The sequence below is a fragment of the Mangrovibacterium sp. genome (genome assembly GCF_059905295.1).
In genome coordinates this window covers 1-14,882 of sequence record NZ_JBZQJF010000085.1, presented here as the reverse complement: position 1 = coordinate 14,882, position 14,882 = coordinate 1, and the positions used below count along the sequence as shown (strand labels likewise).

General features: G+C 41.1%; 14 protein-coding genes and 1 tRNA gene. 7 read left to right on the top strand and 8 right to left on the bottom strand.

The genetic code is table 11. The features are described 5' to 3' along the window. The 3 genes from AC37HE_RS04720 to AC37HE_RS04710 all read left to right on the top strand — a co-directional run. Nucleotides 1-906: exo-rhamnogalacturonan lyase family protein (locus AC37HE_RS04720; RefSeq protein ID WP_500781633.1), on the top strand; the 906-nt coding region annotated here is incomplete at its 5' end. A gap of 74 nt (nucleotides 907-980) precedes the next feature. After that, complete coding sequence (locus AC37HE_RS04715; protein ID WP_500781632.1) at nucleotides 981-3,125, top strand: hypothetical protein; 2,145 nt, start codon at nucleotides 981-983, stop codon at nucleotides 3,123-3,125. A gap of 27 nt (nucleotides 3,126-3,152) precedes the next feature. Then, on the top strand, nucleotides 3,153-3,878 hold the full coding sequence (locus AC37HE_RS04710) for a DUF6250 domain-containing protein (RefSeq protein ID WP_500781631.1): 726 nt from the start codon (nucleotides 3,153-3,155) through the stop codon (nucleotides 3,876-3,878). Between the two features lie 60 nt (nucleotides 3,879-3,938). On the opposite strand, the gene AC37HE_RS04705 is transcribed toward AC37HE_RS04710, so the two are convergent. Then, nucleotides 3,939-4,010: transfer RNA gene (locus AC37HE_RS04705), tRNA-Arg, on the bottom strand. Between the two features lie 464 nt (nucleotides 4,011-4,474). On the opposite strand from AC37HE_RS04705, the gene AC37HE_RS04700 reads away from it, so the two are divergent. From AC37HE_RS04700 to AC37HE_RS04690, 3 genes are read left to right on the top strand one after another with little or no spacing between them, the layout of a single operon-like run. Further along, nucleotides 4,475-5,149: a succinate dehydrogenase cytochrome b subunit gene (locus AC37HE_RS04700; protein ID WP_500781630.1), complete on the top strand. Its 675-nt coding sequence runs from the start codon at nucleotides 4,475-4,477 to the stop codon at nucleotides 5,147-5,149. Nucleotides 5,150-5,167: 18 nt separating this feature from the next. Beyond that, nucleotides 5,168-7,108: a fumarate reductase/succinate dehydrogenase flavoprotein subunit gene (locus AC37HE_RS04695; RefSeq protein WP_500781629.1), complete on the top strand. Its 1,941-nt coding sequence runs from the start codon at nucleotides 5,168-5,170 to the stop codon at nucleotides 7,106-7,108. Between the two features lie 24 nt (nucleotides 7,109-7,132). Then, nucleotides 7,133-7,888, top strand: coding sequence for a succinate dehydrogenase/fumarate reductase iron-sulfur subunit (locus tag AC37HE_RS04690; RefSeq protein ID WP_500781628.1), 756 nt, complete (start codon nucleotides 7,133-7,135; stop codon nucleotides 7,886-7,888). 247 nt (nucleotides 7,889-8,135) lie between these two features. Here AC37HE_RS04690 and AC37HE_RS04685 read toward each other — a convergent pair whose 3' ends face one another. The 6 genes from AC37HE_RS04685 to AC37HE_RS04660 form a co-directional block, all read right to left on the bottom strand. Next, nucleotides 8,136-8,645: a hypothetical protein gene (locus AC37HE_RS04685; RefSeq protein WP_500781627.1), complete on the bottom strand. Its 510-nt coding sequence runs from the start codon at nucleotides 8,643-8,645 to the stop codon at nucleotides 8,136-8,138. Further along, nucleotides 8,642-8,998, bottom strand: coding sequence for a hypothetical protein (locus AC37HE_RS04680; RefSeq protein WP_500781626.1), 357 nt, complete (start codon nucleotides 8,996-8,998; stop codon nucleotides 8,642-8,644). The genes AC37HE_RS04685 and AC37HE_RS04680 overlap by 4 nt, the downstream gene beginning before the upstream one ends. Nucleotides 8,999-9,044: 46 nt before the next feature. After that, nucleotides 9,045-9,308: a YtxH domain-containing protein gene (locus tag AC37HE_RS04675; RefSeq protein WP_500781625.1), complete on the bottom strand. Its 264-nt coding sequence runs from the start codon at nucleotides 9,306-9,308 to the stop codon at nucleotides 9,045-9,047. Nucleotides 9,309-9,522: 214 nt separating this feature from the next. Then, a complete protein-coding gene (locus AC37HE_RS04670; RefSeq protein ID WP_500781624.1) occupies nucleotides 9,523-10,227 on the bottom strand; it encodes a head GIN domain-containing protein in 705 nt (234 codons plus the stop codon). Nucleotides 10,228-10,273: 46 nt separating this feature from the next. After that, on the bottom strand, nucleotides 10,274-10,990 hold the full coding sequence (locus AC37HE_RS04665; RefSeq protein WP_500781623.1) for a head GIN domain-containing protein: 717 nt from the start codon (nucleotides 10,988-10,990) through the stop codon (nucleotides 10,274-10,276). Between the two features lie 134 nt (nucleotides 10,991-11,124). After that, complete coding sequence (locus tag AC37HE_RS04660) at nucleotides 11,125-11,886, bottom strand: type III pantothenate kinase (RefSeq protein ID WP_500781622.1); 762 nt, start codon at nucleotides 11,884-11,886, stop codon at nucleotides 11,125-11,127. Between the two features lie 203 nt (nucleotides 11,887-12,089). Between AC37HE_RS04660 and AC37HE_RS04655 the strand changes: the two genes are divergently transcribed. Further along, a complete protein-coding gene (locus AC37HE_RS04655; RefSeq protein ID WP_500781621.1) occupies nucleotides 12,090-12,605 on the top strand; it encodes a response regulator in 516 nt (171 codons plus the stop codon). Between the two features lie 90 nt (nucleotides 12,606-12,695). Here the strand turns inward: AC37HE_RS04655 and AC37HE_RS04650 are convergent, their stop codons facing one another. Continuing rightward, nucleotides 12,696-14,381, bottom strand: a complete 1,686-nt coding sequence (locus AC37HE_RS04650) for a S41 family peptidase (protein WP_500781620.1) — start codon at nucleotides 14,379-14,381, stop codon at nucleotides 12,696-12,698. Nucleotides 14,382-14,882: the final 501 nt, after the last annotated feature.

Sequence of the window (14,882 nt, the reverse complement as noted above, 5' to 3'; positions counted from 1 at the left end):
GATGTTTATCATTTGGGGCGGTTCGAAGGATTAGGATCGCGGCATAATGTACGTCACTGGGGATGTGGTGCCAAGGAAGTGCGGATCTCACAAGCTGCGTTGGGACGCTTTTATTATTACCTGACCACTGACGAACGTGTCGGAGATTTAATGCAGGCCTCGGTTGAAGCATCAAACAGGGCTATTGGTGAATATGATCCTTTGCGGCTTATTTTAGATAAAGGCCCTTATCCTACACATGTTCGGGTTGGTCCGGACTGGTTAGCCTTGGTTGGCAACTGGATGACAGCCTGGGAGCGAACTGGAGATGATCAATATCGCGACCGCATATTAAAAGGTGTCGACAGCTTGGCGAAAATGCCTTTTGGTTTCTTTTCAGGTGTTAATGCAGCCTTTGGCTACGATCCCTCAACTTACAAGCTTTACCAGCTACATAAAACGGATGTTGGCTCGGCTCACCTTGCAGTTTTGATGGGGGGGCCCGAGGTGGCATTCGAATTAACCAATTTGCTTGATAATAAAAAGTGGGATAAGCTGTGGTTTCAATTTTGCCGGCTTTATGCTGCGCCCGAGTCGGAGATTGAAAAGGAACTGGGCGTGAAAGCAGAACTTGGAAAACCAGGACCATGGTACAGTCGTTTGTCGGCATACTGGTACAGCCAGTCGGGTGATGTCATGTATGCAAACCGGGCGTGGAATATGTTTCTGGAATCGCAGCATGGCCCCTGGAAAACAAGTTTTGATACGCAAACATTCAGCGGTATTCAAAGCCTTGCTCCTGTTAAGGAGGTGCGTGGAGTTTCGACAAACAACACGGCGCAGTGGTGCCTGAATGCGATTGAATTGCTTCAGTTGGTGGGCGATCAGATGCCGAAGGTTAGCCAGGGAGGGCAGGATGATGAATAGGAGATATATTTATATAATTTCAATGTTTCTGGAGAAAAGACGCCACTAGAATCAACGAACGACAACTTTAATCAATGAAATCACAAATTCTCTTAACTGTCTGGTTACTCGTGTTTGTTTTAACTGGCTGCAACAATAAGCGTACGTTAAAAAACAATCCGATTGATCGTTACAAACTGGTTACTCGTCACAATGTTCATTTGAGTGAAATTGATCCTTTGGCTCCTTTGACAATAGGTAATGGTGATTTTGCCTATACGATGGATGTAACCGGAATGCAGACTTTTGAAAACTACTATTACGAACATGGCGTTCCATTGGAAACCAGAACAACATGGGCCTGGCATGCTTTCCCGAATACATCCAATCTAAAGCTTGAGGATGCCACGAAGGAAACTGATTTCCATGGTCGGAAGATTATGTATGCCAGTAATCAAAATAGTCCTGCAGGAGCGTATTTTAGAATCAATCCGCATCCGGTTCCTATGGGGGAAATAGGGTTGATAGGCGGTAATAATCAAGTCATTGATCGAAGTTCTATTCATCAAATTGACCAGAATCTTGACCTGTGGGAGGGAGTAGCGACCAGTAAATACCAGATTGATGGACAGCCGGTTTCTGTAACGACCGTATGTCATCCGGATAAAAGTATCATCGCGTTTAAAATTAAATCCCCGTTAATCGAACTCGGAAAGCTAAAACCTGCTATTAAATTTCCTTATTCATACGATTTTTCGAAAAAGAATAAACCTGCTTTCGATTGGAAAAATCCTGAAAAACATCAAACTGAGATCGTGGAGAATTCGAACAATCATGTTTTGTTGAAACGTCAAATCGATACCACCTCCTACTGGGTTGATATTCGCTGGGAAGGAACTGGAACATGGCGTAAAACAGGGGAGCATGAGTTTGTAATCGATGCAACCGGTGCAGATCAATTGGTTTTTGTATGTGAATTTTTACCTGCCGAAAATGATGCAGAGAATCTTTCTTTCGACCAAATCAAACAGTTGAGTGTAAATTCCTGGGAAAAATATTGGACAGATGGTGCTGCCGTTGATTTGAGTAAGAGTACTGATCCTCGGGCACAGGAGTTAGAGCGTCGGATTGTCCTTTCACAATATTTGATGAAGGTTAACTATGCCGGTAGTTTTCCTCCGCAGGAAACCGGTCTTGCTAACATCAGTTGGTATGGAAAGCATAATTCTGAGGTCTACTGGATTCATGCAGCTCAGTTTTATGAGTGGAATCATACGGAGTTACTGGAAAAGGGACTTTCATGGTATCAAAAAATATTGCCGGTTGCTTTGGCAGATGCAAAAAGTAAAGGATTTGAGGGAGCCCGTTGGCCCAAGATGTCGGGAATTGACGGGCGGGTTAGCCCGGGAACTATTAATCCGTTTATTATTTGGAATTATCCGAACCCGATTTATCTTTCGGAGCTGGTTTACAGGGCACATAAGGATTCGGCAACACTTCATCGATACAAGGATATTGTATTTGAGTCGGCTGACTTTTTAGCTTCCTACGCTTTTTACGATGCTAAAACGAATCGGTATATCCTGGGGCCACCTATAAAAAGTGTGAATGAAAGCACAGAAGAAAATAATACAATGAACCCTACCTTCGAATTAGCTGAATGGTATTATGGATTGTCGGTGGCACAGCAATGGAGGGAGCGCCTGAATATGGCGAGGAACCCTTTATGGGATGATATTCTTGATAAATTGTCTCGACCAACCATCCATGAAGGGAAATACGTTGAGCTGGAATCCGATCCGTTGATGTACGAACGGGATGGTCATTATTCTTCAGCGATGCTGATGGCTTTAGGTTACTTACCCAAAACACCAATGATTGATGAGCAGCTCATGCGAAATACTTTCGAAGCTATTTATGAACGAAACGGATTGGAGAGCTTTGTGAGCTGGAGCCAGGGAAAAGGTGCACTTACGGCAGCCCGTCTTGGAGATACAAAAAAAGCAATTGATATTGTTTGCAATAATGTTCCCAATGCAAAATTCAATAAGAGCGGTTATGTGTGTCGCCCCAAAGAGGGGATTAAAAATCCAGCATATCTACCGGTTAATAGTTCTTTCTTAGCTGCTGTTGGCTTAATGGCAGGAGGATGGGATGGTGCACCTGATGTTGAAGCACCGGGTTTTCCCAAAGATGGGAAATGGGAGGTCAAGGTGGAAAATATGAATAAGCTTCCATAAAAGACAATGTGTCTTAAATTTAACGTGATGAAAAAGAATATGATAAAAATAGCTGTTGTATTGATTCTTCTGACTCTTATCCCGGCGGGGATTCTTTTAGCACAAAAAAATTCCCCAAATTTGAAAGAGATTGTTGAAGGCGGAGAGTTGATTTATCAGGATGATTTTGATGGAGATCTTTCAAATTGGGTAATTGAGAATAAACTGTCGGATGAGAGTAAGGTCGAAGTCAAGGATGGTAGGCTACTGATTGATGTGAATAGCGGTGCAACGATCTGGTATAAGCAAAAACTTTCCGGTAACCTGTTGATTGAGTTTCACCGTAAAGTTGTGGTGGATAACGGTCCTAACGATCGCCTGTCTGATTTTAATTTCTTTTGGATGGCAACCGATCCGCGTAATGATGATTTGTTTACTCGCGATGGTACCTTTGCCCAATATGATTCGCTGAGCTTGTATTATGTCGGTATCGGTGGCAATTACAATTCAACTACACGTTTCCGAAAGTACATGGGAACCGGCGATCGTTTGTTGCTACAGGAAAAAAACGATAAGCAGCACCTGCTCCAACCCAATAAGATCTATTTTATTCAGATTTTAGTTTGTAATGGAACTACAACCGTATTTGTTGATGGCGAAGAATATTTCACCTACAACGACCCCAAGCCTTTAATCGAAGGTTACTTTGGCTTTCGAACAGTTAAATCCCGGCAGGAAATTGAGGATATTCGGATGTATCGGATCAGGAAATAATGGTTTGATTGAAAAGTCTGCTAAAGGGAAAGAATTTTGTTTGAATATTTGAAGGTTTTGTAGTCCCACCGGGAATCGAACCCGGATTTACAGTTTAGGAAACTGTCGTTCTATCCGTTGAACTATGGAACCATGTTTTTATTGAATTTTGCATTCTTAAGCATCAAAACAGAAGTCTTTATTAATTAGATGTCTGTTGAACGATGAAGCCATATCAAAAAATGCTTTGCAAAAATAGGAAAAAGCTTGGTTATACCATATCAGTCTGCTTTTTTCAATCCTTATGGTGTTTGGAGTCTTCGTTTTTCTCAACTAATTTTACCCGGGATCAGAATTATATAAATATGTATGTATTTGTAGTTGTGCGATTTGTAAGCCTTAGTGGTGGTTTGTGTTAACAGAAATTTTACATCTTTTTGGCGTTTAATCTCTTGTTAGTTAGGGGTTTGTTTCGAGGTTTGGAAATCCGTGCTTAGAAACAGTTTAAATTAGCTACTTTAGGGCTTGATTTAATTGTAGGGGAACGCGCAGAGGCCTACATTTGTTGAGCTTTTTAAGAAATTAGTATTAATGTTTAAATATAAATCAATTATCCTATGAGCAATTTTCTGACTGCCTCTATTGGAAGAAAATTTATCATGAGCATTTCAGGTTTGTTTCTGATGATGTTCATTTGCGTCCACTTAGGCGTGAATTTGCTGTTGATTTTTGACGACAGCGGCGAGTTATTCAACCTTGGGGCAAATTTCATGGCAACCAACCCTTTAATTAAAGTAATGGAGCCAATTCTTGGTCTGGGATTCGTTGTACATATCCTCTGGTCATTTCTTATCAGTTTGCAAAACTATAAGGCTCGTCCGGTTGGATATGACAAATCGAATGCTTCTTATTCAAGTGCTTGGGCATCTCGGAACATGTTAGTTCTTGGTGCTTTGGTTCTGGTCTTCCTGGTAATGCACATTATTCAGTTTTTTATTCCTGTTAAAACCGGTGGATTGGAAAGCACAATGGTTGACGGCGTTGAAATGCACAACACCTATGTGTTAGTTTCAGGTTTGTTCAAATCCAGTGTTTTATACTGCATCCTTTACATTATTGGTGGTGGTTTATTAGGCTTCCACTTGGGACACGGATTCTGGTCAGCTTTCCAAACAATTGGCATGAGCAACAAGTACTGGTTGAAACGTCTGCAATGCGTTGGTAAAATTTATGCCATTATTGTAGCTGTGGGTTTCGCAATTATTCCATTGTATTTCCTGATTAAATTTTAATCGAAAAGAAATTGAATTATGAGCAAATTAGATGCAAAAATACCCGAAGGGCCATTAGCCCAGAAGTGGACAAACTATAAAGATCATCAAAAGCTGGTTAACCCGGCCAACAAACGTAAACTGGACGTGATTGTTGTTGGTACTGGTTTGGCTGGTGGTGCTGCAGCTGCTTCTCTTGGAGAGATGGGCTTCAACGTAAAAAACTTTACAATTCAGGATTCTCCTCGTCGTGCACACTCAATTGCGGCACAAGGGGGTATCAATGCTGCTAAAAACTATCCTAACGATGGTGACTCTGTTTACCGTTTGTTCTACGATACAATTAAAGGAGGTGACTACCGTGCTCGTGAAGCTAACGTATATCGTTTGGCAGAGGTAAGTAACAGTATCATCGACCAATGTGTAGCTCAAGGTGTTCCTTTTGCTCGCGAATACGGCGGTTTATTGGATAACCGTTCTTTTGGTGGAGCGCAGGTTAGCCGTACTTTCTACGCTAAAGGTCAAACAGGACAGCAATTGTTGTTAGGAGCTTACCAGGCTTTGATGCGTCAGGTAAACGCAGGTACCGTTAAAATGTACACGCGTACGGAGTTGGTCGACATCGTTATTGTTGACGGTAAAGCTCGCGGTATTATCGCTCGCGACCTTGTAACTGGTGAGTTAACTCGTCACTTTGGTCACGCTGTAGTTTTGGCAACTGGTGGTTACGGAAATACATTCTTCCTTTCAACTAACGCCATGGGATCTAACGGATCAGCTGCAATCAAAGCTTACCATAAAGGCGCGATGTTCGCTAACCCATGTTACGCTCAGATTCACCCGACATGTATTCCTGTTCACGGTGAATTCCAATCCAAACTGACATTGATGTCAGAATCATTGCGAAACGATGGTCGTATCTGGGTTCCTAAAAAGAAAGAAGATGCTGAAGCTATCCGTGCAGGTAAATTGAAACCAACACAGATTGCAGAAGAAGATCGTGACTATTACCTGGAACGTCGTTATCCGGCATTTGGTAACCTGGTTCCTCGTGACGTTGCTTCGCGTGCTGCCAAAGAACGTTGTGATGCAGGTTTCGGTGTTAATGCCACAGGTTTGGCTGTTTACCTCGATTTCAAATCGGCAATCGAACGTTTGGGTAAAAACGTGATCAAAGCTCGTTATGGAAACTTGTTCCAGATGTACGAGAAAATCGTTGACGAAGATCCTTATGAAACTCCAATGATGATCTATCCTGCGATCCACTATACCATGGGTGGTCTTTGGGTTGATTATGAATTGCAAACAAATATTCCTGGTCTGTTCGCAGCCGGTGAAGCTAACTTCTCTGATCACGGTGCTAACCGTTTAGGTGCTTCTGCATTGATGCAAGGTTTGGCCGATGGTTATTTCGTGCTTCCTTACACCATTCAAAACTACCTGGCTGATGAAATTCGTACGCCACGTATGACTACGGAAGAGAAAGAATTTGTTGATACAGAAAAAGCTGTTAAAACGCGTTTCGAGAAACTGTTAAGTATTCAGGGGCAACGTTCAGTAGATAGCCTGCATAAAGAACTTGGTTTGGTAATGTGGGATTTCGTTGGAATGGGACGTACGAAAGAAAGCCTGGAGACAGCAATCAAGCGTATTGCTGAAATCAAAAAAGAGTTCTGGACTAACGTACGTATTCCTGGATCGAAGGAAGGTATGAATGTTGAATTGGAAAAAGCCAGTCGTTTGGCCGACTTCATTGAAATCGGTAATTTGATGGCTCACGACGGGTTGAACCGTGAAGAAAGTTGTGGTGGTCACTTCCGTGAAGAATACCAAACTGAAGAAGGTGAAGCATTGCGTCAGGACGATAAATTTGCTTACGTAGGCTGTTGGAAATACGAAGGTGAGGAAAGTGCTCCTTCATTGGTAAAAGAAGACTTGGTTTACGACAGTGTGAAAATGGTTCAACGTAATTACAAATAATGGCTTTTTAAAAGGAGATCAATAATGGAAAACACAATAAATCTTACCCTTAAGGTTTGGCGTCAGAACGGTCCCAAAGACAAAGGCCGTTTTGAAACCTATAAAGTAGAAAATATCTCTACAGACAGCTCATTCCTCGAAATGATGGATATCCTGAATGAGCAGTTGATTAAAGAAAACAAAGAACCTGTAGCGTTCGATCATGACTGTCGCGAAGGTATTTGCGGTATGTGTTCATTGTACATCAATGGTCGTCCTCACGGACCAGACGATGATGTAACAACTTGTCAGTTACACATGCGTAAATTCAAAGACGGTGAAACTGTAACTATTGAGCCTTGGAGAGCTGCTGCTTTCCCTATCATTAAAGACTTGATGGTTGATCGTTCAGCTTTCGATAAAATTATTGCTGCTGGTGGTTATGTTTCTGTTTCAACTGGTGGTGTTCCGGATGCAAATGCAATTCCAATTCCTAAAGTTGATGCTGACGAAGCGATGGATGCAGCTTCATGTATCGGTTGCGGAGCTTGTGTTGCTGCATGTAAAAACTCATCAGCTATGTTGTTCGTTTCAGCAAAAGTAAGCCAGTTGGCTTTGTTGCCTCAAGGTCGTGTTGAAGCAAAAGCACGTGCTAAAGCGATGATCGCTAAAATGGATGAGTTAGGTTTCGGTGGTTGTACAAACACTGGAGCTTGCGAAGTTGAATGTCCTAAGAGCGTTTCAATTACAAATATTGCACGTTTGAATCGTCAATATTTGGGAGCTCGTTTTTCTGAATAGTCGATATATCAGATATGAAATGAAAAAGGTCTCAACATTTGTTGAGACCTTTTTTTTATACTCAGAACACCCTTTTCAAAAGAAATAACACCATGATTTCTTTAAATTAGTTTTTTTGATCGAGAAATCCCAGAAATAGGTTTTGTAACACATGTCTTTCCTTGTGGTCTTATGTGCAAAAATCTTAACCAATAGCGCTTATTCTAAGTGCTACAGGCACTTCTGGTTGTAAAAAATGGTGTGAAAATTATTCTGCTTGTTTTTCCTGGTCTTCCGTTGGCATCTGGTCTTTCGGTGGTTCAAATTCAGCTTCAGGATCCTGCGCTTTCTCCGGTTCGTTTAAATGCTCGTTTTCTCCCTCTTTAATGGCTTCACTTGTTTTAGTGAAGAATCCTTTCAGATGATCAAGTATATTGCAGAGGTAGGCCAAGATAGCCTGACTGTGCTTAGCTGTATACTTGGTTAGTGTCATCTGAAGCATTGTGGCAATTATGTGAGAGAAACTGTGCTTTTTACCTCGACCAATTATCTTCCCGGAGATGAAACTCGTGATCATCGGTAGGAAAGCTTCCAGTAGGTTGTTTTTTACTTCAGAGGTATGATTACTGAGGTCCCGGAGGGTACTTTTGATCAGATTAGCTGGTTTAAGGCTGTTGAAGGTAGCTCTTAGCTGCTGGTTAAACAGCTCTTTTTCCTCTTCCTGCTTCAATTCGAGCTGAAGTATAGTCTCTTTCAGTAATTTGCGACAGTTTCTCATTGGATCTCCTCCTCTTTTAACACCTGATTAATAATTGAATTATCGATCGGATATTTGAGGAGCGGTTTCCTGAAGATCCAAAATACCAAGGTAACAATGGCATAAAAGCCGGCTACTGCAAAAAAGCCGTAGAATATTTTACCCAGCAGGTCTCCAAGCCAAATAGCCACTCCAATATTAAGGATTCCGAAAAATATAGAGCCCATGATGACTGCAGGTAGCCATGAAACAATATTGGACAAAACATCTGATGTTTTGTCCAATGTCTTAAGTCTCATCAACTTTAAGGTAGTCTGGCCATATTGATGACCTTTTTCAATAAGCTCGTCTATTAATTCTGTTTGTTCTTCCATAAATGTTATTGCTCTTGTTATACAAGCGATAAATGGATTGAGTGAATTAATTTGAAGATGGTTCTTCTTTTACTTTTTTGTGGACTTTTTCTTCCAGATCTTTAACTTTTTCTTTTGCTGAATCAACTTGCTTGTGAAGATCATCCATTAATTCCTGAATTTTATCTTTAGCATCGTCTAAATAATCTTCGCCTTTTTCAGCAAGTTTACGTCTGGTCTCTTCGCCGCTATCTGGAGCAAACAAAATTCCTAATGCCGCTCCTGCAGCCAGCCCGGCTAAAACGCCTAGTACTACTTTTCCTGAACTCATAGCTTTAATTTTAAATGGTTAAACAATCTGTTTACTTAATTTGGCTTTCTCTTATAAAGTTAAATTAAATTGAGATCAAAGGCAATTAATTGAACGTAAGAAATTGATAAAGAGTTGAGGTTTTACCCGATTTTTCCAAGGTGAAGGAGCTTTTTGCCAGAAATTTTCCACTGAATACTGCTCGTTAATTTAATTCGGGATTTCAATAATGTATTTAATAGGGATCGATGTCACCTCCACTTGATTCGTTCGTGTTTCGTTCCTGAGGGGTGCCTTTGTATCGAATATCGGCCCCACTACTGGCATCAGCTGTAAGTATTTTGGTGACATATACACAGATGTCGGAACCGCTGGAAGCAATTGCCCGGCAGCTTTCTGAAATTAAATCTTTACAATTAATGTCGCTTCCGCTTGATGATTCAGCGACCAAATCGATGGTTTCTCCGGCAATTTTAGCATCAGCACCCGAGCTGGCACTCACGATGACTTTTTGAGCAGCAAGGTTGTTTAAACTGACATCCGAGCCACTGCTGACCGAAATACTGATTTCGTGAACTTTAACTTCCTCCTCTGCCACAACATCCGATCCTGCTGATGCATCCAACCCTTTCAGGTTGTTGAATGTGACATACACTTTGCGTTCTTGTTTCCATAGCCAGTTCCAGTTATTTTGGCTTTTCATGTAGATGTGCAGCGTTCCACCTTCAACTTTGGTAATAATCTGGTCGATCAGGTCTTCATCAGCGACCACTTTGACACTTTCGCTATTTCCCTGACTTAAAAAAAGATCGATGCCACTGGATACTTTTATCTTGCTGAACGAGATTACCTTTCGGGATTGACTGCTTGTTCTTTCGGCCGATACATTTAGGGCAATCACTGCGAAAAGTAGCAAAATGGAGAGTTTCTTGAGTTGCATTGTTTTCATGATTTTAAGGCTTTGTTTGTAGTGATATAATTGCTTCCTAGTTTCTTGAAACTGATCCTCCCGAAGAGGTTTTGATTTCAGAGTTTGACGGATCGCCTGAATAATAGATTTGTCCCCCGCTTGATGCTTCGGCATTTATCTCATCAGTAACATCGACCCAAATATGGGCTCCGCTTGACGCATCGGCATTACAATTTGTAACCCTGAAATTAGGGCCTTTAAAATGTGCGCCGGATGATGCTTTTATGTCTGCTTTGTCCGATTTCCCGGAAAGATAAATGTGAGCTCCCGAGGAGCAATGTCCTTCCATACGATTGGTGTTGATTTGGAGGTATTGCTGGCTTCCGGATGAGGCGTCGATTTCAAGGTTTTGGGATTTTATGTCGTTTTGAGATCGGACGGTCGCACCTGATGATGAAGAAAGCTCTGCAAGATTCTTATAATGCACGAATATTTTCTTTGATTCCGCCCAGCGAATACGGCTTTCGGAGAAAATCTTTAGGGTTTTGCCTTTCAGAACAGTTTGAATGTCCTTGTGTAGATTTTCGTCGGCCTCTACAATTACGTATTCACTGGTGTCGGCAATGAGGAAAACGTCCAGTCCTGTTGACGCTTCCAATTGGCTAAAATTTTCTATCTGACGGGTTTCTTCGGTAACCTCACCATTCCCCTTTACCGAAGGACCAAGTGTCCAGCACGATTGCATAAATAAGATCAAACTGAAAAGAAGAGCGAGAGAAGACCATTTTTTCATAGCTGGAGAATTTTATGAAATGACGAAAAATAATCGATTCAGTTACAAAGATCGTCAATCAAATTTTCCGAAGAGATGGCTTATCGTTGAATGCCCGAAAATTATCGGTAAACGTTTTGGGGTTATTTTGAAGGCTACAGGTAGGCTCCGATCATACGAAGGCCATCCAGTGTCAGGTTTGGCTCGATATGCTCTATTTGAGTTAATTCGTGAGCAAAAATCGATGCTAGTCCACCGGTAGCAACAATGGTTAATGGTTGTTTAAGCGTTTGCTCGGTTTGACTGATGATACGATCGACCAGACCAGTGTAGCCGATGACAACTCCGGCTTGAATGGCATGTATTGTATTGGTTCCGAGTACCGATGGAGGAAGAACCGGAGGTACATGTGGTAGTTGTGCCGTATTGCCGGCAAGTGCTTGAATCGCTGTGCGTAATCCTGGGGTAATTGCCACCCCCAGGATAGTGCCTTCATTTGAAACAGTTGTAAAGGTCAGGGCTGTTCCAAAATCGATGACCATACATGTGCTCTTGTAGGTACAGTAAGCAGCCATCGCATTAGCCACGAGGTCGCTGCCAATTTCGTAAGGGTTTAGTACATTTATTGGAAGCTGTTCGAATATTTCGGGCCGAACCAGCTGCGGTTGCTGATGAAGCAGTTTAAACAGCATATCTTCAAATTCCCGATTCAAAACCGGAACAACGCTACTGAGAATAATTTTGTCAATTTCTTTCACACATATCTTGCCACTGGTAAATAAGCTCCGAAAGATGACTTCATATTCATCTGCTGTTTTCCGGGCGTCGGTTTGAATTCGCCAGATCTTTTTCCATTCGTTTTCAGCATAAACTCCAAAAACGATATTTGTGTTGCCAATATCGATTGCCAGTAGCATAAATTTTCCCCGTTTGTGTAGGCAATTTAGCAGATTTATAATCATGGATGAAATTTATTTGGGTTTTGTTCGTTAGCCATTTGTGGAGTTTTGGTAATTTATAGTGCAAAAAATTATTTTGTTTCGTTTTTTGCTTATTTTTATCAAGTGCACATGGACAAACTCTATTGTTTAATTGGATTTTAACCTATATTCTCGAACCTATGGTTGCAAGTAAGAACCCCCTTATTTTTGTTGTAGAAGACAATCATGTCTATAACAGGCTTATCGTTAGTTTTCTGAAAACAAATAAACTGACGAATGTTGAATCTTTTTCAACAGGAGAAGATGCTTTGAAAGCGATGGAAAAACAGCCTGCCGTGGTTATTCAGGATTATCTGTTGGAAGGTATGAATGGTATTGAAGTTTTGAAGCGGGCTAAAAAAGTTGCTCCTAATGTTGAATTCATCTTCTTATCCGGTCAGGATAATATCGATGTGGCCATTAATACGATGAAATATGGAGCTTACGATTATATCGTAAAAGACCAGATGGCATTGAAAAAACTTGTTAATAAGATTAATAAGATTCAATCGTATAACCAACTGGAGGTTTCGAAGAAAAGATATAAAATGGGGGTCATTTTGTTTTTTGTGATTTTGGCCATTTTTGTAGTTGTGTTAATCACAGTTGCCATTATGTATCCTCAGTATTTCGGATTTAGACTAGAAGGCGTTTAATGCCCTTTTAAAATATTTGCCTAGGCAATAAAAAACCCGATCAGAATTTCTGATCGGGTTTCATTTTATCTGGTGGTAATGTCTTTGTCTTTAGTTTGCTTTTGAGATGACTACTCCGGGTTTAAAGACTTCCGAAATCTCTGTTGGGTTATCTAGAACTTCTGTCGCCTTGGCAATCCCTTTGTCAGTTGCTAAGGAAGCTTTTATTGCACCTTTTTGATAATAGTAGCGCGATACAATGTCGTCAACCATCATTTCTTTCACTTCATCCTGAAATTGGTTGAGATCTTTATCCAGATTATGTCCGAGAGCGGCTTTTAGATCTTCCAGCTGTGTTTTTGCCGAATCATAATATTTTTCAGCTTTGGCCACTTTCTCCAGTTCATCCAACGATTTTTCAGTCTCTGTTTCATACTTAAAGTCGTGTGCCTTAAGATATTCTTTGAACTGGTTGTAAATATCATCGGTAATTTTAAAGTCTTCCGGTGCCGGTATTGTCGGATGCTGGTTGGCATATTGCGTTGCAAAATCGAAGATCATATAATCCTGAACTAAGTTGATACTCAGGTTACTGATTCGCGATAAATCCAGTTTGATGTCGGGTGTAATACCACCGCCATCGAATACTTTACGTCCTTTGCTGGTGTTGAACTCCGAAATCAGCGAGTCGGGAACAACGCCCACACTGCCGTCTTCGTTGCGATGTGAGTAGTCTAATGCCTGGATACAACGACCACTGGGAATGTAATATTTTGCGGTTGTAACTTTAAGCTTGCTGTTATAGCTTAGGTCGCGGGTGGTTTGTACCAATCCTTTTCCGAAAGTCCGTGTTCCGATAATTATACCGCGATCCAGGTCTTGCAATGATCCGGAAACAATTTCAGAAGCTGATGCAGAACCCCGGTTTACCAATACGGCTAATGGCATTATGGTGTCAATCGGATTTTCAGTCGCATAATAGGTTTTGTCCCACTGTTTTACTTTTCCTCTTGTACTAACAACTTCTTTTCCTTTAGGAACAAAAATATTGACAATTTTTACAGCCTCGTTTAATAAGCCTCCGGGATTCGACCGAAGGTCCAGAATCAGTGACTGCGCATGGTCCTTTTCTTTCAGTTCTTTTACAATGCCACGAACCTCGTCCCCACAATTTGCGGTGAAATTAGATAGACGAATATAGCCTGTTTTGTCATCCAGCATGCCATAATATGGAACTGCATCAATTTGTATTTGTTTTCGAACAATGTCAATGTCCAGAGGCTTTTTCTCTCCGGGACGCTCGACTTTCACTTTTACAACTTGATCAGCCGGTCCTTTTAATAAGTTGCTGACATCTTCGGTTGACATGTTTTTAGCTGATTTTCCGGCCACTTCCAGAAAAACATCACCTGCTTTTAGACCAGCTTTCTGTGCCGGAAATCCCTCGTAAGGTTCTGAAATAATAATCTGATCTCCATGCTTCCCAATGAGGGCCCCAATTCCGGCATATTCTCCTGTTGTCATAAACCGAAAATCTTCCATTTCTGATTCAGGGATGTAAGTTGTATACGGGTCGAGCGACTCCAGCATCTTGTCGATACTGGTTTTCACCAATTCATTCGGATTGATTTCATCGACATAAAAGAGGTTTAACTCCCGGACAAGGGTGTAATAGATATCCAGATTTTTGTCGATTTGGAAGAGTTTCTCGTCGCGGGTAAAGGCTGTAAACAGGACACCAATAACCAATACCACACTCAGGACTATCCCAATCTTTTTCTTCTTTGCTGCTTTCATTGAGTTCTTCAATTTTTATTGCTGTAAATTTTATGTTCTTGCATTGGTGCCCTTCATTACACGGCACATCGTAATCTTAACAAGCAAATACATCCGATGTTTAATCATCATTGTTAAACTGCGAGATTAGCAAATGTAATAAAGCTTGACGGAATTAAAGGTTTAGAGCTCTTAGAATTCGTTAATTTATATTAAAAGGAATGTGGTGGACCTGAATTGCAGGCTCATTTTCACGAAGGCTCGCATCTCTGTTGTGGTATTTGCTGGTTTTTCGATCTCGACGGTAGGGGATCTTTTCTCTTGTGCGGTATCACTCTGAATAACCGAATTCTCTATCTGTGACGTTTTTAATGAAGCGTTGATCTTAGAAATTTTAAATTAATAAACCAGTAAAAGCAATGATTATGAAATTTAAATGGATGTTTGGACTGTTGCTTGTCACAGCAATAGTTGTCGGGGCAGTATCATGTAGCGAGTCGGATGTTTTACCGACTGTCGCGG

Bases quoted from the DNA above. Each gene is read 5' to 3' on its own strand.
- AC37HE_RS04715 (WP_500781632.1), top strand. From the start codon at position 981: ATGAAATCACAAATTCTCTTAACTGTCTGGTTACTCGTGTTTGTTTTA.
- AC37HE_RS04710 (WP_500781631.1), top strand. From the start codon at position 3,153: ATGAAAAAGAATATGATAAAAATAGCTGTTGTATTGATTCTTCTGACT.
- AC37HE_RS04700 (WP_500781630.1), top strand. From the start codon at position 4,475: ATGAGCAATTTTCTGACTGCCTCTATTGGAAGAAAATTTATCATGAGC.
- AC37HE_RS04695 (WP_500781629.1), top strand. From the start codon at position 5,168: ATGAGCAAATTAGATGCAAAAATACCCGAAGGGCCATTAGCCCAGAAG.
- AC37HE_RS04690 (WP_500781628.1), top strand. From the start codon at position 7,133: ATGGAAAACACAATAAATCTTACCCTTAAGGTTTGGCGTCAGAACGGT.
- AC37HE_RS04685 (WP_500781627.1), bottom strand. From the start codon at position 8,645: ATGAGAAACTGTCGCAAATTACTGAAAGAGACTATACTTCAGCTCGAA.
- AC37HE_RS04680 (WP_500781626.1), bottom strand. From the start codon at position 8,998: ATGGAAGAACAAACAGAATTAATAGACGAGCTTATTGAAAAAGGTCAT.
- AC37HE_RS04675 (WP_500781625.1), bottom strand. From the start codon at position 9,308: ATGAGTTCAGGAAAAGTAGTACTAGGCGTTTTAGCCGGGCTGGCTGCA.
- AC37HE_RS04670 (WP_500781624.1), bottom strand. From the start codon at position 10,227: ATGCAACTCAAGAAACTCTCCATTTTGCTACTTTTCGCAGTGATTGCC.
- AC37HE_RS04665 (WP_500781623.1), bottom strand. From the start codon at position 10,990: ATGAAAAAATGGTCTTCTCTCGCTCTTCTTTTCAGTTTGATCTTATTT.
- AC37HE_RS04660 (WP_500781622.1), bottom strand. From the start codon at position 11,886: ATGCTACTGGCAATCGATATTGGCAACACAAATATCGTTTTTGGAGTT.
- AC37HE_RS04655 (WP_500781621.1), top strand. From the start codon at position 12,090: ATGGTTGCAAGTAAGAACCCCCTTATTTTTGTTGTAGAAGACAATCAT.
- AC37HE_RS04650 (WP_500781620.1), bottom strand. From the start codon at position 14,381: ATGAAAGCAGCAAAGAAGAAAAAGATTGGGATAGTCCTGAGTGTGGTA.